This window comes from Pectobacterium sp. PL64, from assembly GCF_022477975.1.
GTDB lineage: Bacteria > Pseudomonadota > Gammaproteobacteria > Enterobacterales > Enterobacteriaceae > Pectobacterium > Pectobacterium jejuense.
The window spans coordinates 4,286,096-4,306,348 of record NZ_CP092070.1 but is presented as its reverse complement, the minus strand read 5'-3'; the positions used below and the strand labels follow the sequence as shown (position 1 = coordinate 4,306,348).

Annotated in this window: 19 protein-coding genes and 2 pseudogenes; 4 read left to right on the top strand and 17 right to left on the bottom strand. The window is 54.0% G+C overall.

The window, feature by feature from the left end; translation table 11 throughout:
• Nucleotides 1–61: 61 nt before the first annotated feature.
• The 4 genes and pseudogenes from HP572_RS19380 to HP572_RS19365 form a co-directional block, all read right to left on the bottom strand.
• Nucleotides 62–238: a type II toxin-antitoxin system prevent-host-death family antitoxin gene (locus tag HP572_RS19380; protein ID WP_371745289.1), complete on the bottom strand. Its 177-nt coding sequence runs from the start codon at nt 236–238 to the stop codon at nt 62–64.
• Entirely contained in the window at nt 235–1,653 is a 1,419-nt protein-coding gene (locus tag HP572_RS19375; protein ID WP_240584070.1) for a Fic family protein, read from the bottom strand. The genes HP572_RS19380 and HP572_RS19375 overlap by 4 nt, the downstream gene beginning before the upstream one ends.
• 155 nt (nt 1,654–1,808) lie before the next feature.
• Complete coding sequence (locus HP572_RS19370) at nt 1,809–2,075, bottom strand: hypothetical protein (RefSeq protein WP_240584069.1); 267 nt, start codon at nt 2,073–2,075, stop codon at nt 1,809–1,811.
• A 612-nt stretch (nt 2,076–2,687) separates the two neighbouring features.
• Nucleotides 2,688–3,011 (bottom strand): annotated as a pseudogene (locus tag HP572_RS19365) (YicC/YloC family endoribonuclease); the annotation flags it as partial.
• A gap of 120 nt (nt 3,012–3,131) precedes the next feature.
• Between HP572_RS19365 and abiEi the strand changes: the two are divergent.
• Entirely contained in the window at nt 3,132–3,656 is a 525-nt protein-coding gene (abiEi, locus tag HP572_RS19360) for a type IV toxin-antitoxin system AbiEi family antitoxin (protein WP_240584068.1), read from the top strand.
• 28 nt (nt 3,657–3,684) lie between these two features.
• Nucleotides 3,685–4,572 carry a nucleotidyl transferase AbiEii/AbiGii toxin family protein gene (locus HP572_RS19355; RefSeq protein WP_240584067.1) on the top strand — a complete coding sequence of 296 codons (888 nt, stop codon included), beginning with the start codon at nt 3,685–3,687 and terminating at the stop codon, nt 4,570–4,572.
• A 103-nt stretch (nt 4,573–4,675) separates the two neighbouring features.
• Here the strand turns inward: HP572_RS19355 and HP572_RS19350 are convergent, their stop codons facing one another.
• The 10 genes and pseudogenes from HP572_RS19350 to ycjG form a co-directional block, all read right to left on the bottom strand.
• The gene (locus tag HP572_RS19350) at nt 4,676–5,539 is read right to left on the bottom strand and encodes a YicC/YloC family endoribonuclease (protein ID WP_240584066.1); all 864 of its coding nucleotides are present in this window, start codon (nt 5,537–5,539) and stop codon (nt 4,676–4,678) included.
• 98 nt (nt 5,540–5,637) lie between these two features.
• Complete coding sequence (locus HP572_RS19345; RefSeq protein ID WP_039474568.1) at nt 5,638–6,546, bottom strand: LysR family transcriptional regulator; 909 nt, start codon at nt 6,544–6,546, stop codon at nt 5,638–5,640.
• Nucleotides 6,547–6,758: 212 nt separating this feature from the next.
• Nucleotides 6,759–7,706, bottom strand: a complete 948-nt coding sequence (locus tag HP572_RS19340) for an isoaspartyl peptidase/L-asparaginase family protein (protein WP_240584065.1) — start codon at nt 7,704–7,706, stop codon at nt 6,759–6,761.
• Between the two features lie 59 nt (nt 7,707–7,765).
• Nucleotides 7,766–8,587 (bottom strand): M55 family metallopeptidase, encoded by an 822-nt coding sequence (locus HP572_RS19335; RefSeq protein ID WP_014913737.1) that lies wholly within the window; start codon nt 8,585–8,587, stop codon nt 7,766–7,768.
• Nucleotides 8,588–8,613: 26 nt separating this feature from the next.
• Nucleotides 8,614–9,690: a P1 family peptidase gene (locus HP572_RS19330; protein ID WP_371745288.1), complete on the bottom strand. Its 1,077-nt coding sequence runs from the start codon at nt 9,688–9,690 to the stop codon at nt 8,614–8,616.
• A gap of 8 nt (nt 9,691–9,698) precedes the next feature.
• A complete protein-coding gene (locus HP572_RS19325) occupies nt 9,699–10,598 on the bottom strand; it encodes an ABC transporter permease subunit (protein WP_240584064.1) in 900 nt (299 codons plus the stop codon).
• An 8-nt stretch (nt 10,599–10,606) separates the two neighbouring features.
• Nucleotides 10,607–11,527, bottom strand: coding sequence for an ABC transporter permease (locus HP572_RS19320; RefSeq protein ID WP_014913740.1), 921 nt, complete (start codon nt 11,525–11,527; stop codon nt 10,607–10,609).
• A gap of 18 nt (nt 11,528–11,545) precedes the next feature.
• Nucleotides 11,546–13,088: pseudogene (locus HP572_RS19315) on the bottom strand (glutathione ABC transporter substrate-binding protein).
• Nucleotides 13,089–13,170: 82 nt separating this feature from the next.
• A complete protein-coding gene (locus HP572_RS19310) occupies nt 13,171–15,042 on the bottom strand; it encodes an ABC transporter ATP-binding protein (protein ID WP_240585785.1) in 1,872 nt (623 codons plus the stop codon).
• Nucleotides 15,043–15,086: 44 nt separating this feature from the next.
• Nucleotides 15,087–16,052: an L-Ala-D/L-Glu epimerase gene (gene ycjG / locus HP572_RS19305; protein WP_174867029.1), complete on the bottom strand. Its 966-nt coding sequence runs from the start codon at nt 16,050–16,052 to the stop codon at nt 15,087–15,089.
• Between the two features lie 204 nt (nt 16,053–16,256).
• Here ycjG and rph point away from each other — a divergent pair, with 204 nt between their 5' ends.
• Nucleotides 16,257–16,973: a ribonuclease PH gene (rph, locus tag HP572_RS19300; RefSeq protein WP_240584063.1), complete on the top strand. Its 717-nt coding sequence runs from the start codon at nt 16,257–16,259 to the stop codon at nt 16,971–16,973.
• Nucleotides 16,974–17,040: 67 nt separating this feature from the next.
• Entirely contained in the window at nt 17,041–17,682 is a 642-nt protein-coding gene (gene pyrE, locus HP572_RS19295) for an orotate phosphoribosyltransferase (RefSeq protein ID WP_129709149.1), read from the top strand.
• Between the two features lie 61 nt (nt 17,683–17,743).
• Here the strand turns inward: pyrE and slmA are convergent, their stop codons facing one another.
• The 3 genes from slmA to coaBC all read right to left on the bottom strand — a co-directional run bounded on the left by slmA (nt 17,744) and on the right by coaBC (nt 20,166).
• Nucleotides 17,744–18,340 carry a nucleoid occlusion factor SlmA gene (gene slmA / locus HP572_RS19290; RefSeq protein ID WP_005967978.1) on the bottom strand — a complete coding sequence of 199 codons (597 nt, stop codon included), beginning with the start codon at nt 18,338–18,340 and terminating at the stop codon, nt 17,744–17,746.
• A 112-nt stretch (nt 18,341–18,452) separates the two neighbouring features.
• Nucleotides 18,453–18,911, bottom strand: coding sequence for a dUTP diphosphatase (gene dut, locus HP572_RS19285; RefSeq protein WP_010285710.1), 459 nt, complete (start codon nt 18,909–18,911; stop codon nt 18,453–18,455).
• Nucleotides 18,889–20,166: a bifunctional phosphopantothenoylcysteine decarboxylase/phosphopantothenate--cysteine ligase CoaBC gene (gene coaBC / locus HP572_RS19280; RefSeq protein ID WP_371745287.1), complete on the bottom strand. Its 1,278-nt coding sequence runs from the start codon at nt 20,164–20,166 to the stop codon at nt 18,889–18,891. The genes dut and coaBC overlap by 23 nt, the downstream gene beginning before the upstream one ends.
• Between the last annotated feature and the right edge of the window lie 87 nt (nt 20,167–20,253).

Genomic DNA, 20,253 nt, shown 5'->3' with positions numbered 1-20,253 from the left:
TGGGACTATATTCCCATTCTTGATGGGATTGTAGGAATACAGTCCTATTTTGTTGCACTTATCATCGGTCATGCAGTGCTTCGATGGTATGACCGTGGCGCTGCATGATGAGAGCAAATTCGGCGTCTAGCTTGGCATTTTGGTGATCTTTGGATACCGTTTTGCCGCTCGCCACTATTACGTTTCTGTCCTGACGAGTAATTCCTATCGATTCGCTGCGAATCTTCCGTTTATTCAATTATTTTTCCACTCAATAAACATTTTTTCTGTAATGCCAAGTCCAACGATTGATCCAACATGAAGTTGAGATAAATCACTGAGTGTCATGGCAATAAATTTATCGGCAGAAGGAATATCATTTTCTGCACAATATTTCTTAAGATATTGTTCTGCAAGCTGTTCATTAAGATTTTCCCGGATAATACTCCCCATCGCCACTTTTCGTGCCACACGATGTTGTATGCGATAAATATCAATTTCGCCAATTGACTCTTTTACTACATCATATTGTTCGCAAGATCTCGTATAGGCCCATTTGAACAGCTCCAAAGCGGGCAGGAGCTCATTGGTTTCATAGAAATACAGCAATGCTTTAAAGTAATCCTCTTGCGGTACATCAATAAAACTTAACGGGCAAAAATTGTGCTTAATAAAAGGGATATTGCAGGATAATCGAGCGGTTCGCTTGTTTACGTCTTCAAAGGCTTGTAGATACGATAAATGAATGAATAAGAAAAAGCTTTGTTCAAATGGGTCGCGGATTTGTTCTGCTTTGCGTAGCAATAGAGAGAAGCATTCTTCGAGTTGATGGGGGTTGTTTAGCGGCAAATAGGCCGATTTTCCAATAGAGACTTCTATCTGTCTGATGTTACCGTATGCGTTGGGATTGGCAAGTAAATCTTGCGAAAGCAGGGCGTGAATATTTCTGATTGTGAAGGGATTAATTATTATCTCTTCGGCATTTTCAATTAAAAATTCAATCGCTTCTTTGTGGTTCATGATCATGATGGTTTCTTCATGAACTTTACCATCGGCTGTCAGCCCCTGCTCTATGAGTTTTTGTGTATCAAGCTTGGAGTAGGTATTACCTTCTAGTCGACTAGAGTTATAAGAAAAATCAATGAGTAGACGTTGACTAATATTCCTCGCATAAGTCCCTGCTGCCAGTGTGTCATCAAATCGTTTCCCCATCTTCGCCAGCGTCGTTTGTATCTGATTCGGCAGGTACTGAGTGATGTTGGGTAAATAATTATCCAAAATATCAAATTGATAGCTGGATTTTTTACGTGCATACGAAGGCGTATCTAAATAGGCGAGCTGTGAGATAGCCTCTTTGGAAAAGATGGGGTGATTGTCCTCATCTGCACGTATTGTCCTTATGTTGTTATCGATAGTGTCCTTATCGAATGACTTAAGGACACGCAATGAAGATGAGTTGTCCTTATTTGCATAATATTTAGTATTGCGTTTTTCCCCTACCGTCACGATCTGCCCGTCGTCGTAGAGCTCTTTAAGTCGGCGCTGTAGTGTTTTCTTGTTTATTGAAAATAATAAAAATTCTTCAATTTCGCCTAGACTTTTTGCTTCATCGAACTGAAGCACTGCTTGCAAAATTGATATTTTCTCTTGCTGTATACGATTGTCTTGGCTCATTTTTATAAGGACAGAATAGTAGTCGGTGTCTCTAAACGTAGTAGAGATAAGGACAAAGCTCAAGCTAATAAGGACAATTTATAGGAATTTTGTCCTTATTAGGATCGGATAGAGACAGTTTAGGTGAGGTTTGCGGTGCGAACTGATGCCGTCTGTTAGCTGAGTGCCATAAGCGCAGGGATCAGGTGCGCATAAGTACTGAGGTAGGCGCTGAGTTGTTGAAGGTGTTCTGTGGTGGTTTCTTCAGTCAGCGCTTCGCTAACATATTGTAAACCGTGGCACAGTCCTTCAACCGATTCAACGGCGATTGCACTAAGATCGTCATATTGAGCACGACTAAGGTGCTCAACGGGTAACGAAGCGATCAGGTCACGGAAAATGGTAATGGAACTCTCGGTAGCGGCAGCATTTATGGTAGTCATTGGCGATTCTCCTTGAAAGTCAGTATCACCAATTGTCGATGCTTTTTACGGGGTCAGATACTACGAGTTTCGTAGCGTGTTGCTGTAACGAAAAGAAAAGCGAGTCGTGACATTATCAGTTTGATTATTAATAACGGTGGAAGAAAAGAGCGAGTTTATGTTCATACGAAAACAAGCATGCTTTGGTATGTCGCCTACTAATAATTAAGGCCGATTTATTTTTCTCCTAATTTTTTGAAAAGAATTTCACGTCAACATAAATAATAATGACAATGGTAAGAATAGTCAGTTTTCCCCAATGCTCAGGAATGAATTCGTAGAATAAAAAACCTAAACCAATCGTTAATGCCATCGTGATATATGTGTTAATAAATTCCTTAACAGCATAAGACAGTGTTTTCTTTAAGCCCATTCTTTATAATTCCGTTTATTGTTTCTATGATTTAAATATGATGATGCGCTATCCAGCTACTATGTACACGTCTATGTACACACGAAACACGCGCTGTAGTGATACGATATGAGACTATATAAAACAAAAAAGGCCATGATTTACAATGGCCTTTTTATCCTGACGAGACTTAATGAGACAACGCGAGATCGCGTGAAACCTTACTCAATGTTCTGAATCTGTTCCCGCATTTGCTCGATCAGCACTTTCAACTCAATGGCTGACGTGGTGACGTCGGCGTTGATGGATTTCGAGGCCAGCGTGTTCGATTCGCGGTTGAATTCCTGCATCATGAAGTCGAGGCGGCGGCCGACGGCTTCTTCTTTTTTCAGGATTTTGTAGGTTTCTTTGACGTGAGCGTCGAGGCGGTCGAGTTCTTCGGCGACGTCGACGCGCTGTGCCATCAGAACCAGTTCCTGTTCCAGACGGTTATTTTCCAGCTGTACCTGCGCATCTTCCTGCTTGCTTTGCAGACGCTCGCGCTGACCAGCAGAATATGCCAGTATGCTGACAACTTATTACGTAACAATCTGTAGACCTTTTCTTGCGCAGGTCTAGCATCAGGTCTACACTACATTACTTATTTGGTAATGTAGTGTAGACCTATGGCTAAATCTGATGAGCTATTAAACGCGTTGGCTAAAGCAGTTAACGCTGGCGGTGGCATTCACAGTGTAACAGAGCTGGCTTTTATGCAGGGTGTGCCTTGTGACTCGGCCTTTAGAAAGTTCCTGGCAGATTGCGTAAAGAAGGGGTTGCTAAGACGAGTGGTGAAAGGCTTCTATGAAAGTGTTATTACACCACCTGAGCCCGAGACTGCCATTTATAAAATCATCAAAAAGTTGCGCAGTGGCACATTGAACTACATCAGCTTAGAAAGTCAGCTCAGTCATACCGGTGATATTTCACAAGTTGTGATGGGTAGAGTCACTGTGGTAACTAAAGGTCGAAGTGGTTGTTTTGATACGCCTTATGGCGTGATCGAGTTTACCCATACTAAAAAGCCAGTCGAGCAAATTGCACCTAATTTGTATTATGACCCCGACATCAAAATGTATCGCGCATACAAGGAACAAGCGATTGCAGATCTAAAACACTGCCAGCGCAATCTACATATGTTGGAGAGCTAAGCATGGGGGAGTGTGTGGGAGATAACGTATGCTGAAGCAACAAATTCGCCAAATTGTCCAGTCAAACCCTGACTATGCCGCAGTGACACCCGTCATAGAAAAAGAGATCTTGCATCATGACATTATGGATGTGCTGATCAAACAGGGCGTCATGCAGCGGTTAACGTTCATTGGCGGCACCTCATTACGAATGTGTTACAACAGCAGCAGGCTATCAGAAGATCTTGATTTCAATGGTGGTCATGATTTCAAGCCCTCAGCGTTTGAGGGGCTGGAGTCCGAAATCCAAACCTATATTCAGAACAAGTATGAAACAGAAGTTTGGGTAAACAAACCTTCTGGCGAGCAGCAAGGGGATACCGTTTCTTGGAAAATTAGTATCGTAAAAGAAGCTAATCGTCCTGATTTGCCACGGCAAAAAATGCATATTGACGTCTGTGCTATTCCGTCATTTGATATTGAAAAGCGCCCACTAATCAATCATTACGACATCGTTGTACCGACTGAAGGGATCTTGGTTCCGGTACAGTCGTTACAAGAAACATTGGCCGATAAGTTGATCGCGTTAGCGTATCGGGCAAGGCGTATTAAACCTCGTGATATCTGGGATATCGTTTGGATTAAGCAGCGCGGTATTGATTTATCCAAGACACTGGTTGAAAAGAAGCTCACCGCCAGACAGAAGCAAACAGAAGACTTTCGACAGGCGCTGTCTATTCAGTTAGCCAAGCTGATGTCGGAAGATGAAGTCCGTGACGACTTCAATATGGAAATGAGCCGCTTTATCCCTAAGCCAATTAAAGAGAGAACTCTCGATAATCCTGAATATTGGGCTTATGTTCAGGGCGAGGTGCATGCCATCGCGTCTGAGTTACTGAATGACGGAGCACCAAAAAATCCATTTGATATGGGTTAGCCCCATGTTTTCTTCCTCCATCATAAAACAAAAAAGGCCATGATTTACAATGGCCTTTTGTCCTGATACGACTTAGTGAGACAACGCGAGATCGCGTGAAACGTTACTCGATATTCTGGATCTGTTCCCGCATTTGCTCGATCAGCACTTTCAGTTCAATAGCTGAAGCGGTGACGTCGGCGTTGATAGATTTCGAGGCCAGCGTGTTCGATTCGCGGTTGAATTCCTGCATCATGAAGTCGAGGCGGCGGCCGACGGCTTCTTCTTTTTTCAGGATTTTGTAGGTTTCTTTGACGTGAGCGTCGAGGCGGTCGAGTTCTTCGGCGACGTCAACGCGCTGTGCCATCAGCACCAGTTCCTGTTCCAGACGGTTATTTTCCAGCTGCACCTGCGCATCTTCCAGCCTGCTTTGCAGGCGCTCACGCTGCCATAGCAGGATGTTCGGCATCTGGGCGCGGACTTTGACGACTTCAGCGCTGACGCCAGCCAGACGCTGTTCTATCATCCCTTTCAGCGCGTTGCCTTCGCTTTCACGGGCGGCGATGAAATCATCCAACGCGCCTTCCAGCGCGGTCAGCAGTTCGGCGCTGATGGCGTCCAAATCCTGCTCTTCTGCCGACATCACGCCGGGCCAGCGCAGGATATCAACCGGGTTGATTTCCCCTTCGTCGCTCTGCATTTTGACCCAGTTGGCGGCATTAACCAGCTGTTTCGCCAGCTTTTCATTCAGGATCAGCGCACTTTGCGCACTTGGGTCGAGTTCAAAACGCAGGTTGCATTCGATTTTGCCACGGGTCAAACGGGCGCGGATGCGCTCACGCGCGACAGGTTCGAGGCTGCGGAATTGTTCCGGTAAACGAAGATAGGTTTCCAGATAGCGCTGGTTAACGGAACGCAGTTCCCAGGCTGCGCTTCCCCAGTTGCCCTTGATCTCTCGGCGGGCGTAAGCGGTCATGCTGCGAATCATTGGTGCATACCTGTAAAGCAAATGATGAGAAGGATTATAGCGTTGAGTCCCGTGCAGGGGATAGGAAAAACCGCCAGCCCGGTTCCGCCCGTCGGGAATCAGGCGGCGTAAAGCAGCGTCTCGTTTTGTCTGGCGATGTCGCGACAGCGGTTTTTCATCATCTGCTTCAGCTGTAGCGTCGCCTGTGACTGTGGGTTATCACGGCGGCTGATCAGCGTGACTTCAAAAGGCAGCGGCTGGTCGATAGGGACGATCTTGAGCTGGTCGGCATAGCGACAGGCAGTAAAGAGATCGACGATGCCCGTACCGCCACCCGCCAGCACCATGTCAGCAATCACCGAGTAGGTTTTGATGTAGAGCGAAGCCGCTGGCTGTAGCGCTCTGTCGCGCAGCGCACGGTGTAGCACCTGACCGAGTGGATCCTTATGCTGCATCATCAGCAGATTGTTGTTGCACAGCCATTCCAGCGAGACAGGGCCGTTTATCGGGCTGTCTTTCGGCAATAAGGCGACCATCGTGGACTGGAACAGCGGCTCTGCCAGCAGCTCGGACGGCACCTGCTGACCAAAGATCAGCGCGAAATCGAGCTGGTTTTGCAGGATGTTCTGGCACAGCGTGCTGAAGTGCTCGGTGACGAGTTCAACGTTAACCAAGGCCGCCTGCTTATGAAATTCCACCAGCGTTGGGGCCACGATCATCTGCCCGAATGCGTGTGCTGCACCCAGCCGTACGGAGTGGGCCTTGCTGGTTTTGATTTGTTCGGTAAGTGAACTGATGCTTTGCAGATGGCTGAAAAGCTCCTGCACTTTCGGTATCAGGCGCAGCCCTTCTTCGGTGGCGATCATGCCCTGTGTGCGACGTTCAAACAGGGAAAAACCGAGCTGCTGCTCTGCGTGATTCAATACCCGGCTGACGTTCGGCTGCGACACATTGAGCAAGCGGGCAGCGCCGCTGATGGTGCCTGCCTGAACAATGGCCTGGAAGATTTCAATATGGCGTAGTCGCATGAGTGCAGGCTCCGGCTGACGCTTTCTGGTGAGCGTCGTATGAGTAATAATCAAAATGCCTGCAATTATTACGCCAGTTTCTAATTTCGTTCCTGCCCGGCCAGCGGCGTTTCTTAATAATAGCCTTGCACAATTATGGTGCGTAATGCTCCATAATTGTGCGTTATGGTCGAAAATGGTGCAATTCGACCTGTCTATGTAGGGCGACAGATTTAGCGATAAATATCGGCGACGGGGGCTTCTCCCACATAGCCATAGCCGCGGTACATCCCTTCGCTGTTAAACGGCAGGGCAATGTTGCCCGCTTTATCGACGGCAATCAGTCCGCCGCTGCCGTCCATCTGCACCAGTTTCTCCATCACCACGCGATCGCTGGCCTGCTGTAGCGTGAGTCCGGCATATTCCGTCAGCGCCGAGACATCATAGGCGGCGACGGCGCGCATAAAGACTTCACCGGTGCCAGTGCAGGAAACCGCCACCGTCTGGTTATTGGCGTAGCAGCCTGCGCCGATGATGGGGCTGTCGCCCACGCGTCCGGCCTGTTTATTGGTCATGCCGCCCGTTGAGGTTGCTGCTGCAAGATTCCCCGCGCTGTCGAGTGCTACCGCGCCGACGGTGCCGAATTTACGGTCGGGATCGATAGGGTCGTTCTGGCCGTCATGGTCGAGGATGACGCGGCCTGAGCCTGCCTGCGCGTTATGCAACTGCTGGCGACGTTCATCGGTGGAGAAAAACGCCGGATCGACCATTTCCAGACCGTGCTGCTGTGCAAATGCCTCCGCGCCGTCGGCGGTAAACATCACATGCTGACTGGCTTCGAGTACGGTACGCGCGGCTAGAATCGGGTTACGGATATGGCTGACGCAACTGACCGCGCCGGCATCCAACGAGCGTCCGTCCATGATGCTGGCGTCCAGTTCGTGGGTTTCCGCGTGGGTAAAGACCGAGCCGTGTCCGGCATTGAATAACGGACATTCTTCCAACAGGCGAACGGCTTCCGTTACGGCATCCAATGCGCTGCCGTTTTCAGCCAGAATGCGTTGTCCGCTGGCGACAATCTCGGACAATGCGGCCAGATAGCGTTGCTCTTTTTCAGCACTCATGGCCGAGCGGGTCAGCGCACCTGCGCCACCGTGGATCACAATCACGGGCTTTGTCATGCGATAAATTCTCTTTTCAATCGGTTTACGCCCCGGAATAAGGGGCGGATAAACTGGAATCAGTTTTGCGTTGTCGCCAGATAGGAGAAGGCACCCAGCAGGCTGGTGATTTCCCGCATGCTCTGCGCCGTATAACCTACGGTTATGGCATCCAAACGTTCAACATTCGGCAGCAGACAGAATAGATCGGCCAGTACCGGTTTTGCCACCATCAGTTCAAGACGGTAGGGTGCCTGAATCCGCGAGTTCAGCGTACGGTGTGCTTTTTCCACCGCCGCTTTTGCAGCGTCACGAATCACCTGACGCGCCTGTTCAGTGCTGAGAGATTCGGCCGCGTGCTGCGAGATGGCGCGTTTGACGCAGGCGTAGTCGGTGGCGGGGTAGTAGCGGGCGATCCAGCTCTGGAGCGTGTCGTCACCGCTGACCAGCCAGAGCGGCGTCTTCTGTTCCACACCAGCGGCAGCGTAGATATCGCTCTCGCCCATGATTTCACCGTTGATGCGTACGCGGTAGAACGCACGGCCGTTGATGGTATGCGACAGCACGCCGAACTCGCCTGCGGCGCTGTGGTAGCCGATGAACATCAGGCCGTCGAACTGCTGTTGCTCCAGTCCTTCGACCATCGAATAGCCGCGCGGTTTGCCCTGTACCAGTCGGGCGCGGGCGTCGATGTTTTCCGCACGCAGATTGACCATTGCCGCATGGCTGTCGGCGACCACCACCTCTGTTGCGCCACCCGCGAACGCGCCGTCAATGGCGGCGTTCACTTCCTGCTCCATCAGGCCACGTGCCAGTTGATATTCCGCGGTGCCGGGGCTGCACTGTTCTGGGCGCATCACGCCAGCGATCCCTTCGATATCAGCAGAGATAAACACTTTCATCATCAGTTTCCTACGGGAGAATTTGCTTATGGATAAAGAGTCGCAGCCAGCCGATCCAACGCCTGTGGCAGCGTCGGGCGGTGATGGCCGCGAAAACCGGTCACGGCGTCTGCCTGAAGCATGGCGTCGAGCACTGCGTGTTCAGTCGCGTCGGCGGCGGTGCTTAACAGCGATTCAAGCTGCGCATCCTCCGGCGGTTGCGGCTGCGGGCAGGTGGAGAACGCGACGGCGATATCACCGGAACCGTGTCCCCAATAGCTGCCGAGCCGACCTAATCCTGCACCAGCACGTTTGGCGATGCGCTTGAGCTGGCGCGCATCGAGCGGGGCATCCGTCGCCATGATAATGATGATCGATCCCGCATCCTGCTGCGGCGCGAGCTCGGGCAGGATCGGTGCGATAGCGTCGCCCATCTGCACGCCGTCCAGCGTCAGTGCGGAAAGCGTGCCGAAGTTTGCCAGCACCAGCACGCCGAGCGTGGCGTTCAATTCGGGAATCAGGCGCGATGCGGTGCCGATGCCGCCTTTCAGGCTAAAGCAGCTCATCCCGCGTCCGGCACCCACACTGCCGCGTGCGAAGCTCTCTGCCGCATTGTCCAGCGCCTGTCGTGCCATGTGTTCCGTCACCGCCAGCGCCTGAATGTCGTTCAGCCAGCCGTCGTTGCACTCTAGCGCCAGCGGGTTCACCGTCGGCAGCGTGCGACCCAGTTCAGGATTGCGGGCAATGGCATCGCGCACCAGCGTGGTAAACAGTGTGCCAGTTGCCAGCGTGTTGCTGAGCAGGATGGGCGTTTGCAGTAATCCCAATTCTTCGATCTGTACTAGTCCTACAGGTTTGGCGAAGCCGTTCAGTACCGCCGCGCCGCAGGGCAGCGGCTGGGTGAACAGGTTCTCGCCGGGCGGCACAATTGCCGTGACGCCAGTTTGCACTTCGCCTGCCGCCAGCGTGCAGTGGCCGACGCGCACGCCTGCCACATCACTGATACTGTTATGCGGCCCGCTGGCCGAGCGCGGCGTACCCAATTGCCGCGTCGTTTTCCAGCGTTGTAGCAACAGCGCCTGCTGCTGCTGGTGATAGTCGTTCATCTGGAGATCGCCGTGCATCGCCTTCCTCAGCTTTTCAGTTTGGGATCGAGCGTATCACGCAGCGCATCCCCAAGCAGGTTAAACGCCAGCACGGTGAAGAAGATCGCCAGACCTGGGAACACGCTGACGTGCCAGGCTCCCGCCATCATCAGGCTGCGGCTCATCGCCAGAATATTGCCCCATTCCGGTACGTCCGGCTCTGGGCCAAGGCCGATGAAGCTCAGGCCTGCCGCGGTCAGGATGCTGGTACCGATACGCATGGTGAAATAGACGATCACGTTAGGTAGCGTGCCGGGCAGGATGTGGCGCATCAGCACGATGCGATCCGGCGCACCGGCGCAGCGTACCGCTTCTACATAAGCTGCCTGTTTCAGCGACAGCGTAGAGGCACGCACGATGCGGGCGAAGACCGGTACGCTGAAGACCGCCACGGCGATAATCACGTTATTCAGGCCGGGGCCGAGGATCGCGACGACCGCAATCGCCAGCAACATGCCGGGGAAGGCGAACAGCACGTCGGAACCGCGCATGATCAGCGTATCGACCCAGCGGCCGTAGTAGCCTGCCAGCAGGCCGAGCACGATGCCGACCAGCATGCCCAGCGTGACGGAAAAGATGCCGATATATAACGAGATGCGAGCGCCGTAGATGATACGGCTCATCACATCGCGCCCGAGATCGTCGGTACCCATCCAGTGCGCTGCTGAAGGCGGTGAAGCCAGCGATGCCCAGTCGGGCTCCATTGGGTTCCACGGTGCCAGCCAGGGGGCGAAAATGGCGACCACTACCAGCAGCAGAACGAAGCCGCTGGAAATTAGCGCCATCGGGTTACGGATAAAGACCTGAACGAAGTCGCGCCACGGCGAACGTATCGTCTCTTCATCAAGCGTGGCAACGGCCACGACGGGTTCGGGAGGAAGGTTCATCGTGTCTCCTAACGTAGGCGAATCGCCGGATTGACCACCGCGTACAGCAGGTCGACCAACAGGTTAATGACAATAAATTCAAACACGAACAGCATCACCAGCGCCTGAATGACCGGCTGATCCTGCGTCTTGATTGATTCAATCAGCAGCCAGCCCAGTCCCGGCCAGCTAAACACGCTTTCGACCACGATGGAGCCACCGAGCAGGAAGCCGAATTGCAGCCCCAGCATGGTGATGACCGGAATCAGCGCGTTACGCATCACGTGCTTCCAGGTGACCAGCCGATTGCGCAGGCCCTTGGAGCGAGCGGTACGGACGTAGTCTTCCTGTGCGACCTCCAGAAACGCGGAGCGGGTAAAGCGTGCCATAACGGCAGCTACCGATGCCCCGAGCGTCAGCGCGGGCAGAATGATGTCGCTGGGCTGATTGAAGCCGCTGACGGAAAAGACGCCGAACGGCATGGCGACAAACTGAATCAACAGCAAGCCTAGCCAGAACGGCGGCATGGAAATCCCGCCGACCGCGAAGCTCATCAGCGTCCAGTCCTGCCATTTGCCCCGCTTGAGTGCGGAAACAACGCCTATCAGCAGGCCGAGCAGCACCGACCAGACAAAGCCAGCAAGTGCCAGCCACATGGTGGGCATAAAGCTCTTGCTGATGACGTCGATAACCGGCTGTTGGGTGCGGTACGTCACACCCAGATCGCCGCTGAACAGGCCGCCGAGCCAGTGGACATACTGCTGTGGCAGCGGGTCGTTCAATCCTAACTGCTGACGGGCGGCTTCCACCGCCTCAATGGTCGCATCAGCACCGGCGTAAATACGTGCCGGGTCACCCGGCAACAGTTTTATAAAACCGAACACTAACAGGGAGACCACCAGCAGAACCGGGATCATTTCCAGCAAACGTCGGACGATATAAGCAAACATGGCGTTCTCCCTGACCGATTACTTAAATTCAGCCTGATCGAAGATCAGTGAGCCATCAGCCAGCATGTAGACGCCGTCGAGGTTCTTGGTTTTGCCGACAACGTTGTCCGGCGAGCCCAGGAAGACCACAGGCGCATCCTGCCAAATCTGACGCTGTGCATCAGCATAAGCCGCGGCACGTTTGTCGGCATCGGCCGTCGCCAATCCAGCGGTTAATCGCTTTATCCGTTACCGAATTGCTGTAGTAGGAGACGTTATAGGCAACCGGAACCCAAGACTCTGTCGCGAACAGCGGACGCAGCGCCCAGTCAGCATCACCGGTAGACGGAGACCAGCCGTTGTAGAACAGGTCAAATTCGGCGTCTTTCGGATCTTTTACGCCAAACAGCTTGGCGTTACGCATCCCGGAATCCATCGGGGTGACGGTGACCTTGATGCCGACCTGCTCTAACTGCTGTTTGAAGAACTGCGCGCTACGGATGTAGTCGGTACGGTTCGTTGTCCACAGCTTCAGGCTCAGGCCGTTGGCGTAGCCCGCTTCTTTCAGCAGCGCCTTGGCTTTTTCTGGGTTATAGGTGTAGTTCGGCGAGGTTTGGCGTGCGAAGAACTGCACGTCCGGTGCCATTGCAGAAGAGGCAGGAACGCCCATGCCGGCAAAGCCGACTTTCAGCCAGATGTCGCGGTTGATGGCGTAGTTGAGCGCCTGACGCACGCGGATATCGTTCAGCGGTGGACGCAGGTTGTTCATCGCCAGCCAGAATTGATAAATACTCGGGTCGCGCTGAATCGCCAGCTTGCTGTCGTTTTGTACGGTGCCGATCAGATCGGAAGGCAGCGGATAAACGGCATCCACCTGACCGGATTTCAGTGACGCCACGCGGGTGGAATCTTCCGGCGTCGGGTAGAAGGTCACGCTGTCGACTTTCGGCCAGCCTTTCTGCCAGTAGTTGTCGAATTTCACCAGCTTCACGTCTTTACCCTGCTGCCATTCGGTGAATTTGAACGGACCAGTACCGACTGGGTTCACGCGCAGTTGTGCTTCGTCTGGGTATTTCTTCAGTGCTTCCGGGCTGTGCATAACGGCAGACGGGTGCGCCAGCGTGTTCACAAAGGCACCGAAAGATTTGTTCAGCTCGATTTTGACCTGCGTCGGCGACAGCACGGTGACGGTTTGCACCATGTTAAACAGGCTGTTGCGCTTTAAGCCCTTGCTCTGATCGGCCAGACGGTCGAGGTTAGCTTTAACGGCGTCGGCGTTGAACGGCGCGCCGTCCTGGAAAGTGATGCCTTCGCGCAGCGTCACGACGAACTCGGTGGCGGTGTCATTACTGGTGTAGCCCGTCGCCAGACGCGGCACCAGCTTCATTTTATTATCGAACTGGAACAGACGCTCGAAGATGCCGCTCTGAATGGAGTAGCTCAGCGTGTCCGAGGTATCGTGCGGGTCGAGCCCGGTGATATCGGCATAGATGGAAATGCGAAGGTCTTGCGCCTGGGCTACAGCCGCCAGACACAGTGAGAGCCCGAGGGCAACGGCAGAGCGGCGAACGAATGGCTTCATGGTTTCTCTCCTGGTCAGCATTGAACGTGTGTTGTGTTTATGGCTATTTTTTGTGGCTATTTTCTTATCATGACGTCGTGTTTCAGGCTGCCGATTCGTTGTCGGCGACCCAGTGCTGCGGCGCAACCTCTCGGTAGCGCGTTTTGGCGACGGTCTCGCCTGCTTTACGCAAGGGCGAAGGGATTTCGCTGTCGTCAAATTGGCGTGCGCCGCGACGCGTTGGATCGGCAATCGGAACCGAGGCCAACAGGCGGCGGGTATATGGATGCTGCGGGTTGTTAAACACCGACTGGCGCGGGCCGATCTCCACAATCTGGCCGAGGTACATCACCGCGACGCGGTTGGCGATGCGCTCGACGACGGCCATATCGTGCGAGATGAAAATCCACGACACGCCAGTTTTCTTCTGGAGATCCATCATCAGGTTGACGACCTGTGCCTGAATCGACACATCGAGCGCCGAAACGGCTTCGTCAGCAATGATGACCTGTGGCTGTAGCGCCATCGCGCGGGCAATCGCGATACGCTGACGTTGTCCGCCGGAAAATTCGTGCGGATAACGACGCGCGTGCTCTGGCAGTAGACCGACGCTTTTTAACAGTGCCTGCACCTGCGGTGTCGCCTCTTCCAGCGATTTCACCAGCCCGTGCAGCAGCAGCGGTTCGGCGATGGTGAAGCCGACCGTCAGGCGCGGGTTGAGCGAGGCGTACGGGTCTTGAAACACCATCTGCATTTCCCGGCGCAGCGGTTGGAAATCCCGCTCTTTCATCTGGGAGATTTCGTTACCCTGAAAATGAATGCTTTCAGCTTGGCTCTGTACCAGACGCAGCAGTGCGCGTCCGGTGGTGGACTTGCCACAGCCGCTTTCCCCGACGATAGCCAGCGTTTCGCCCGGCCAGACGTTGAAATCAATCTGCTCTACCGCATGAACGTGGTGAGTAACCGTGGATAGAATCCCGCTGCGCATCGGGTAATACACCCGCAGCCCGCGAATATCCAACAGCGGTTCGGCGTCATAGCGGGCGGTAACCTGCTCACTATTTTCCGGATCGGCAGCCTGTCCCAGTAAAGGAAAGCGCTTTGGCCAGAGGCTGTCGCGCATGTCGCCCAGCTTCGGTACAGCGGCCAGCAGCGATTGGGTATAAGGGTGCTGCGGTGCGGCAAAAATCTGTTCGACGGTGCCTTGCTCCACGATCTCGCCGCGGTACATCACCACCACGCGATCGGCGATTTCCGCCACCACGCCCATGTCGTGGGTGATAAACAGCACCGACATGTCGCTCTGCTGTTGCAGGTCGCGCAGGATTTGCAGAATGCGTGCCTGCACGGTGACGTCCAGCGCGGTGGTCGGTTCATCGGCAATCAACAACTGCGGATCGCAGGCCAGCGCCTGTGCAATCATCACACGCTGGCGCATTCCGCCAGACAGCGAGTGCGGGTAGCTTTTCATCACGCGATCAACATCTGCGATGCGCACCTTGTGCAGTAGCTCACGGGCTTTTTTGTCCGCGCTGGCGGCATCGCAAATTTTGTGGTCAAGCAGTGCTTCGGTGAGCTGATCGCCGACTTTCAGTACCGGATTAAGCGACGTCATCGGTTCCTGAAAAATCATGGCGAGATCGCGACCGCGCAGCTTACGACGCGCTTCCGCTTTCATGCTCAGCAGGTCATGCTGCTTGCCGTCGCGTGCGGTGAAACGGAGCGCACCGCGTTCGATGTTGGCAGAGTCCGCCAGCAGCCCCATCACGGCGAGTGATGTCACGGACTTGCCTGAACCACTTTCGCCGACCACGGCGACCACTTCCCCTTTATTCACGGTAAAGGAAATGCCTTTTAGCGCCTGATGCGTGCCGGAACGGCCGCTAAAGCTGACGCTTAGATCGTCGATTTCCAGTACAGGTCTGGGGGCGTTACCGGGCGCTGTGGCGGCACCCGCGTGCATGATATCCGTCATGGTCACTCCGGTTGAGGGTTTGATGGTTACGGCGGTTGATGGCGTCATAGCCAAATTCGGCCAAGGTTATAGGTCAGATAAGGCGAACTGTCGGCGGCCAACCAAATAGGGCCGTCGAGATCGACGTGTTCGGCATCGGCGGCGACGGGCAGGGCGGCTTCCATCGCCATTGACGAGCCGAGCGTGCAGCCGACCATAATGCGCAGGCCGTGAAAGTGGGCTTCGCGTACCATCGCCAGCGCTTCGGTTAGCCCGCCACATTTGTCCAGCTTGATGTTGATCATGTCGTAACGACGGCGCAGCCCGACGATGTCTCCGCTGTGGCGGCAGCTTTCGTCCGCGCAGATCGGAATCGGGTGAGAAAACCGCTGTAAATCCTCGTCCTTACCGACAGGAAGCGGTTGTTCAATCATGGCGACCTGATAAGGCAGCAGAGCGGTGGACAGGCTATGTAAATCCAGCCCGCTCCAGCTTGCTCTCGCATCGATAATCAGTCTGGCGTTGGGCGCGGCAGCACGAATGGCGGCGACTTTCTCCAGAATCAGTTCGCGATCCAGTTTGATTTTCAGCAGCAGGGCGCCGTGGGAAACGGCATTGGAGGCGGCGGCGGCCATTCTCTCCACGCTGTCGAGCGCCAACGTTTGCGCACAGACCACGGACGTAGGGGGATGAATGCCGATGCGCTGCCACAGCGTCTGTTTTTCCAATGCGGTGTTGAGCCGCCACAGGGCGCAGTCCAGCGCATTTCTGGCCGCACCCGGCGATAAATCTTTCTGGAGTTGTTCGATGGTCAGGCCGTGTTCTATTGCCTCACGGACCGCAGAGAGCTGGCGACATACGCTGTCGGCGGACTCGCCATAATGGGCTACTGGCGTACATTCGCCTTGTCCAATAAATCCTTTTTCTTCCAACGCGACGCGGATAACGGTGACCGCACGACGCGTCCCGTTTTCAGCCGCCATAGGACGGGCTAGTGGCAGATTGACCGTTTCAATTTGCATATGCCGCATCATGATTTTTTCTCATCAACGCTCAGGGGATGAACGGACTATTTCATGATGCATCATCACTGACGAATACTTGTTCATCAGTAGGGTATAACCTCAGGTTATACCATAAGTTCAAGGTATGGCTTTCTGATGCCGCTTTGCCGCAACGTGAGTGATTTCGTGTATAATACGCGGCAGTTTTCATTGACCCACCGGAGATGAGCCATGCGCCCAACAGGCCGAAGTGCACAGCAAGTACGCCCCCTTACATTCACCCGTCATTACACGAAACACGCTGAAGGTTCCGTTTTAGTCGAATTTGGCGATACCAAAGTGTTATGCAATGCCACGGTAGAAGAGGGTGTTCCGCGCTTTCTGAAAGGCCAGGGACAAGGGTGGGTCACCGCCGAATACGGCATGCTGCCGCGTTCGACGCACAGCCGTAACTCGCGTGAAGCCGCCAAAGGTAAGCAGGGTGGCCGGACGCTGGAGATTCAGCGCCTGATTGCACGTTCCCTGCGTGCGGCAATCGACCTGAAAGTGCTCGGCGAATACACCATTACGCTCGACTGCGATGTCTTGCAGGCGGACGGCGGCACGCGTACGGCGTCCATCACCGGTGCCTGCGTGGCGCTGGCCGATGCGCTGAACCAGATGGTTGCCAAGGGTAAGCTGAAAAAGAACCCGATGAAGGGCATGATCGCCGCCGTTTCCGTCGGCATCGTGAACGGCGAAGCGCTGTGCGATCTGGAATACGTGGAAGATTCCGCTGCGGAAACCGACATGAATGTGGTCATGACCGAAGACGGTCGCATGATTGAAGTACAAGGGACGGCCGAAGGCGAGCCGTTCAGCCACGAAGAATTGCTCACCCTGCTGGCGCTAGCCCGAGGGGGAATTGATACCATCGTTCAGGCGCAGAAAGCGGCCTTAATCGATTGATTTTTAAAGCGACCAATTGGTCGCTTTTTTTATGTCTGACCAACAAGTAATACGAGGAGATGCAGTAATGAAAGCCTACCAGCGCCAGTTTATTGAGTTTGCACTCAGCAAGCAGGTATTGAAGTTCGGCGAGTTCACCCTGAAATCCGGGCGCATTAGCCCCTATTTCTTCAACGCCGGGCTGTTTAATACCGGGCGTGACCTGGCCTTACTGGGGCGTTTTTATGCGGCAGCGCTGGTGGATTCTGGCGTGGAGTTTGATTTGCTGTTCGGACCGGCTTACAAAGGTATTCCGATTGCGACTACCGCTGCTGTCGCGCTGGCAGAACATCACGATCGTGACCTGCCGTACTGCTTCAACCGCAAAGAAGCTAAAGACCACGGTGAGGGCGGCAGCTTGGTTGGCAGTCCGTTACAGGGCCGTGTGATGCTGGTGGATGACGTGATTACGGCAGGTACAGCGATTCGCGAATCGATGGAAATTATCGGTGCGCACGGGGCGACGCTTGCGGGTGTGATGATTGCGCTGGATCGTCAGGAACGCGGTCGTGCTGATTTATCCGCGATTCAGGAAGTGGAACGCGACTATCAGTGCAAGGTGATTTCGATTATTACGCTGAAGGAGCTGATTGCCTATCTGGCGGAAAAACCAGAAATGGCAGCGCATCTGGATGCGGTGAAAGCCTATCGTGAGCAGTACGGGATTTAAGGTTGTGAGTCATGAACCCGCCAAAAACATCTGGCGGGTTTTAAGATCTAAGAGCGGTAGTTTAATTCAGCTGTGCGGCCAGCAGCGGCCAGCGGGTGTCGAATTCCTGTGTCGGGCGATAGCGGAATTCAGATCGTATGAAGCGTGACAGCATCCCTTCGCAAAACGCTAACAGCTGGCTAGCCAACAGCGTTTCATCATGCTGGAAACCTTTACCATCGCGTAGCTTATGCTCGCGCAACACCTGACGCAGCTGCGATTCAATACGCTCAAACAGCTGGTTGATACGACCCTGCAAGCGATCCTGTTCAAACATCAGCGCGTGGCCGGTCATGATGCGAGTCAGCCCCGGATTCCGTTCCGCAAACCCTAAAATAAGCAGCAAAATCAGACGAAGACGATTAAACGTTTCTTTTTCGTCTTGCAGAATCAGGTTAATGCGGGTGGTCAGGCTATCCTCAATAAATTCAATCAGGCTATCAAACATCCGCGTTTTACTGGGGAAATGCCGGTAGAGCGCTGCTTCGGACACGCCGACATTCGCAGCCAGTTTTGCCGTGGTGATGCGTTGGCTACCGTCGCTGGATTCCAGCATCTGCGCCAGCGCCTGCAAAATCTCCTCGCGGCGATTCCTTTTCGTATTTTCTTTTTCTGCCATGTCTGAAAAGACCCTTGCTAAATATTTGACTGACAAGCACCCGTTAGCGCCACAGTCGTGATAACACGCTGTGGCTTATAGGAATTTTTACACTATGGGTGGCTGGATCGCGTTAGCTACGGCCGGAGTGGCCGAAGCCGCCTTCTCCACGTTCGCTGCCGACAAAATCTTCGACCAGATTAAATTCGGCCTGAACCACGGGCACAAAGACCATCTGTGCGATGCGCTCGCCCGGTTCAACCGTGAACGTTTGTTGACCACGGTTCCAGACGGAAACCATCAGCTGTCCCTGGTAGTCCGAATCAATCAGTCCCACCAGATTCCCCAGCACCACGCCGTGCTTATGGCCCAGCCCGGAGCGGGGCAGGATAACCGCTGCCAGCCCGGTATCGGCAATGTGAATCGCCAGCCCGGTTGGAATCAGCGTGGTTTCCCCTGCTTTGAGTTCAATCGCCTGATCCAGACAGGCACGCAGATCGAGCCCAGCAGAACCCGGTGTGGCATAGGTTGGTAACGGAAATTGTTGCCCAACACGCGGGTCAACAATCTTAACGTCGATTTTTTTCATCATAACGGCTGATAATCTCGTCGATTAATTTTTGGCCAAGAAGACGCTTGTCGCACTGCGGCAACGGCGTGTCTCCACCTTGCCAAAAAAGGTGTAACGCATTGGTTTCACTGTTAAAACCATGCCCGGAAAGAGAGACGTTGTTCGCGCAAATCAGATCCAGCTTTTTACGCGCCAGTTTTTGCCGGGCGTATTCTTCCACATTCTGGGTTTCGGCAGCAAACCCGACAACATAAGGACGATTTTTCGTCATGGCTGCGACACCGGCGATAATATCTGGATTTTTGACCAGAGTGAGAGTCATTTCATCGCCCTGCTGGTTCTGTTTTTTAATCTTCTCATCGGCGATGTGTTTGGCGCGGTAGTCGGCAACCGCCGCACAGCCAATAACAATGTGCTGCTGGGCCGCGTGTTCCATCACCGCATGCTCCATCTCCAACGCGCTGCCGACATCAATGCGTGTGACGCCCTGCGGTGTGGCGAGCGAAACGGGGCCGCTTACCAGTGTGACATTCGCACCACGGGCGGCAGCGGCCTGTGCGATAGCAAAGCCCATTTTGCCGGAGCTGTGATTGGTGACAAAGCGAACCGGATCCAGCGCTTCCCTTGTCGGCCCGGCGGTGACCAGAATGTTCAGATGTTGCAGATCGTTGATGGCAGAAAAATGACGCTGCGCCAGCCCGACAATCTCCATTGGGTCGATCATGCGGCCCGGTCCAACATCGCCACATGCCTGACTGCCGCTATCCGGTCCCCAGATCGGTAAACCGCGTGCGGCCAGCGTGCGCAGGTTGTCCTGTGTGGGCGCTGCGCGATACATCTGCTGATTCATCGCAGGGACAACGGCGATAGGGGCGGATGTCGCCAGACAGATCGTGGTTAGCAGGTCATTCGCCATGCCGGCGGCGACTCGTGCGATCAGATCGGCAGTCGCCGGGGCGAGAATGACTAAATCAGCCCATTTTCCCAACTCGATGTGGCCCATTGAGGCTTCTGCCGCAGGGTCGAGCAGGTCGTCTGAGACCGGGTAGCCGGAGACGGCCTGTAGCGTCAGTGGCGTGATGAAGGCTTTCGCGGCAGAGGTCATGACAACTCGTACGTCGGCTCCGCTATCGCGCAGGCGCCGCACCAGTTCCGGGCACTTATACGCGGCGATGCCGCCGCTGATACCCAGCACGATTCGTTTGCCGGAGAGTGCATTCAGGCTGGAAAATTCCGTCATCATCATGGTCCGATTGAAAGTCAGAAGATGCGCCATTTTACCATAACCTTGCGGTCAGATAGGAATCTTAAGGTGGTTACCGTGGTTTCCCTAAGAAGATTGCGAAGCGCTTCGCAGCCTTTT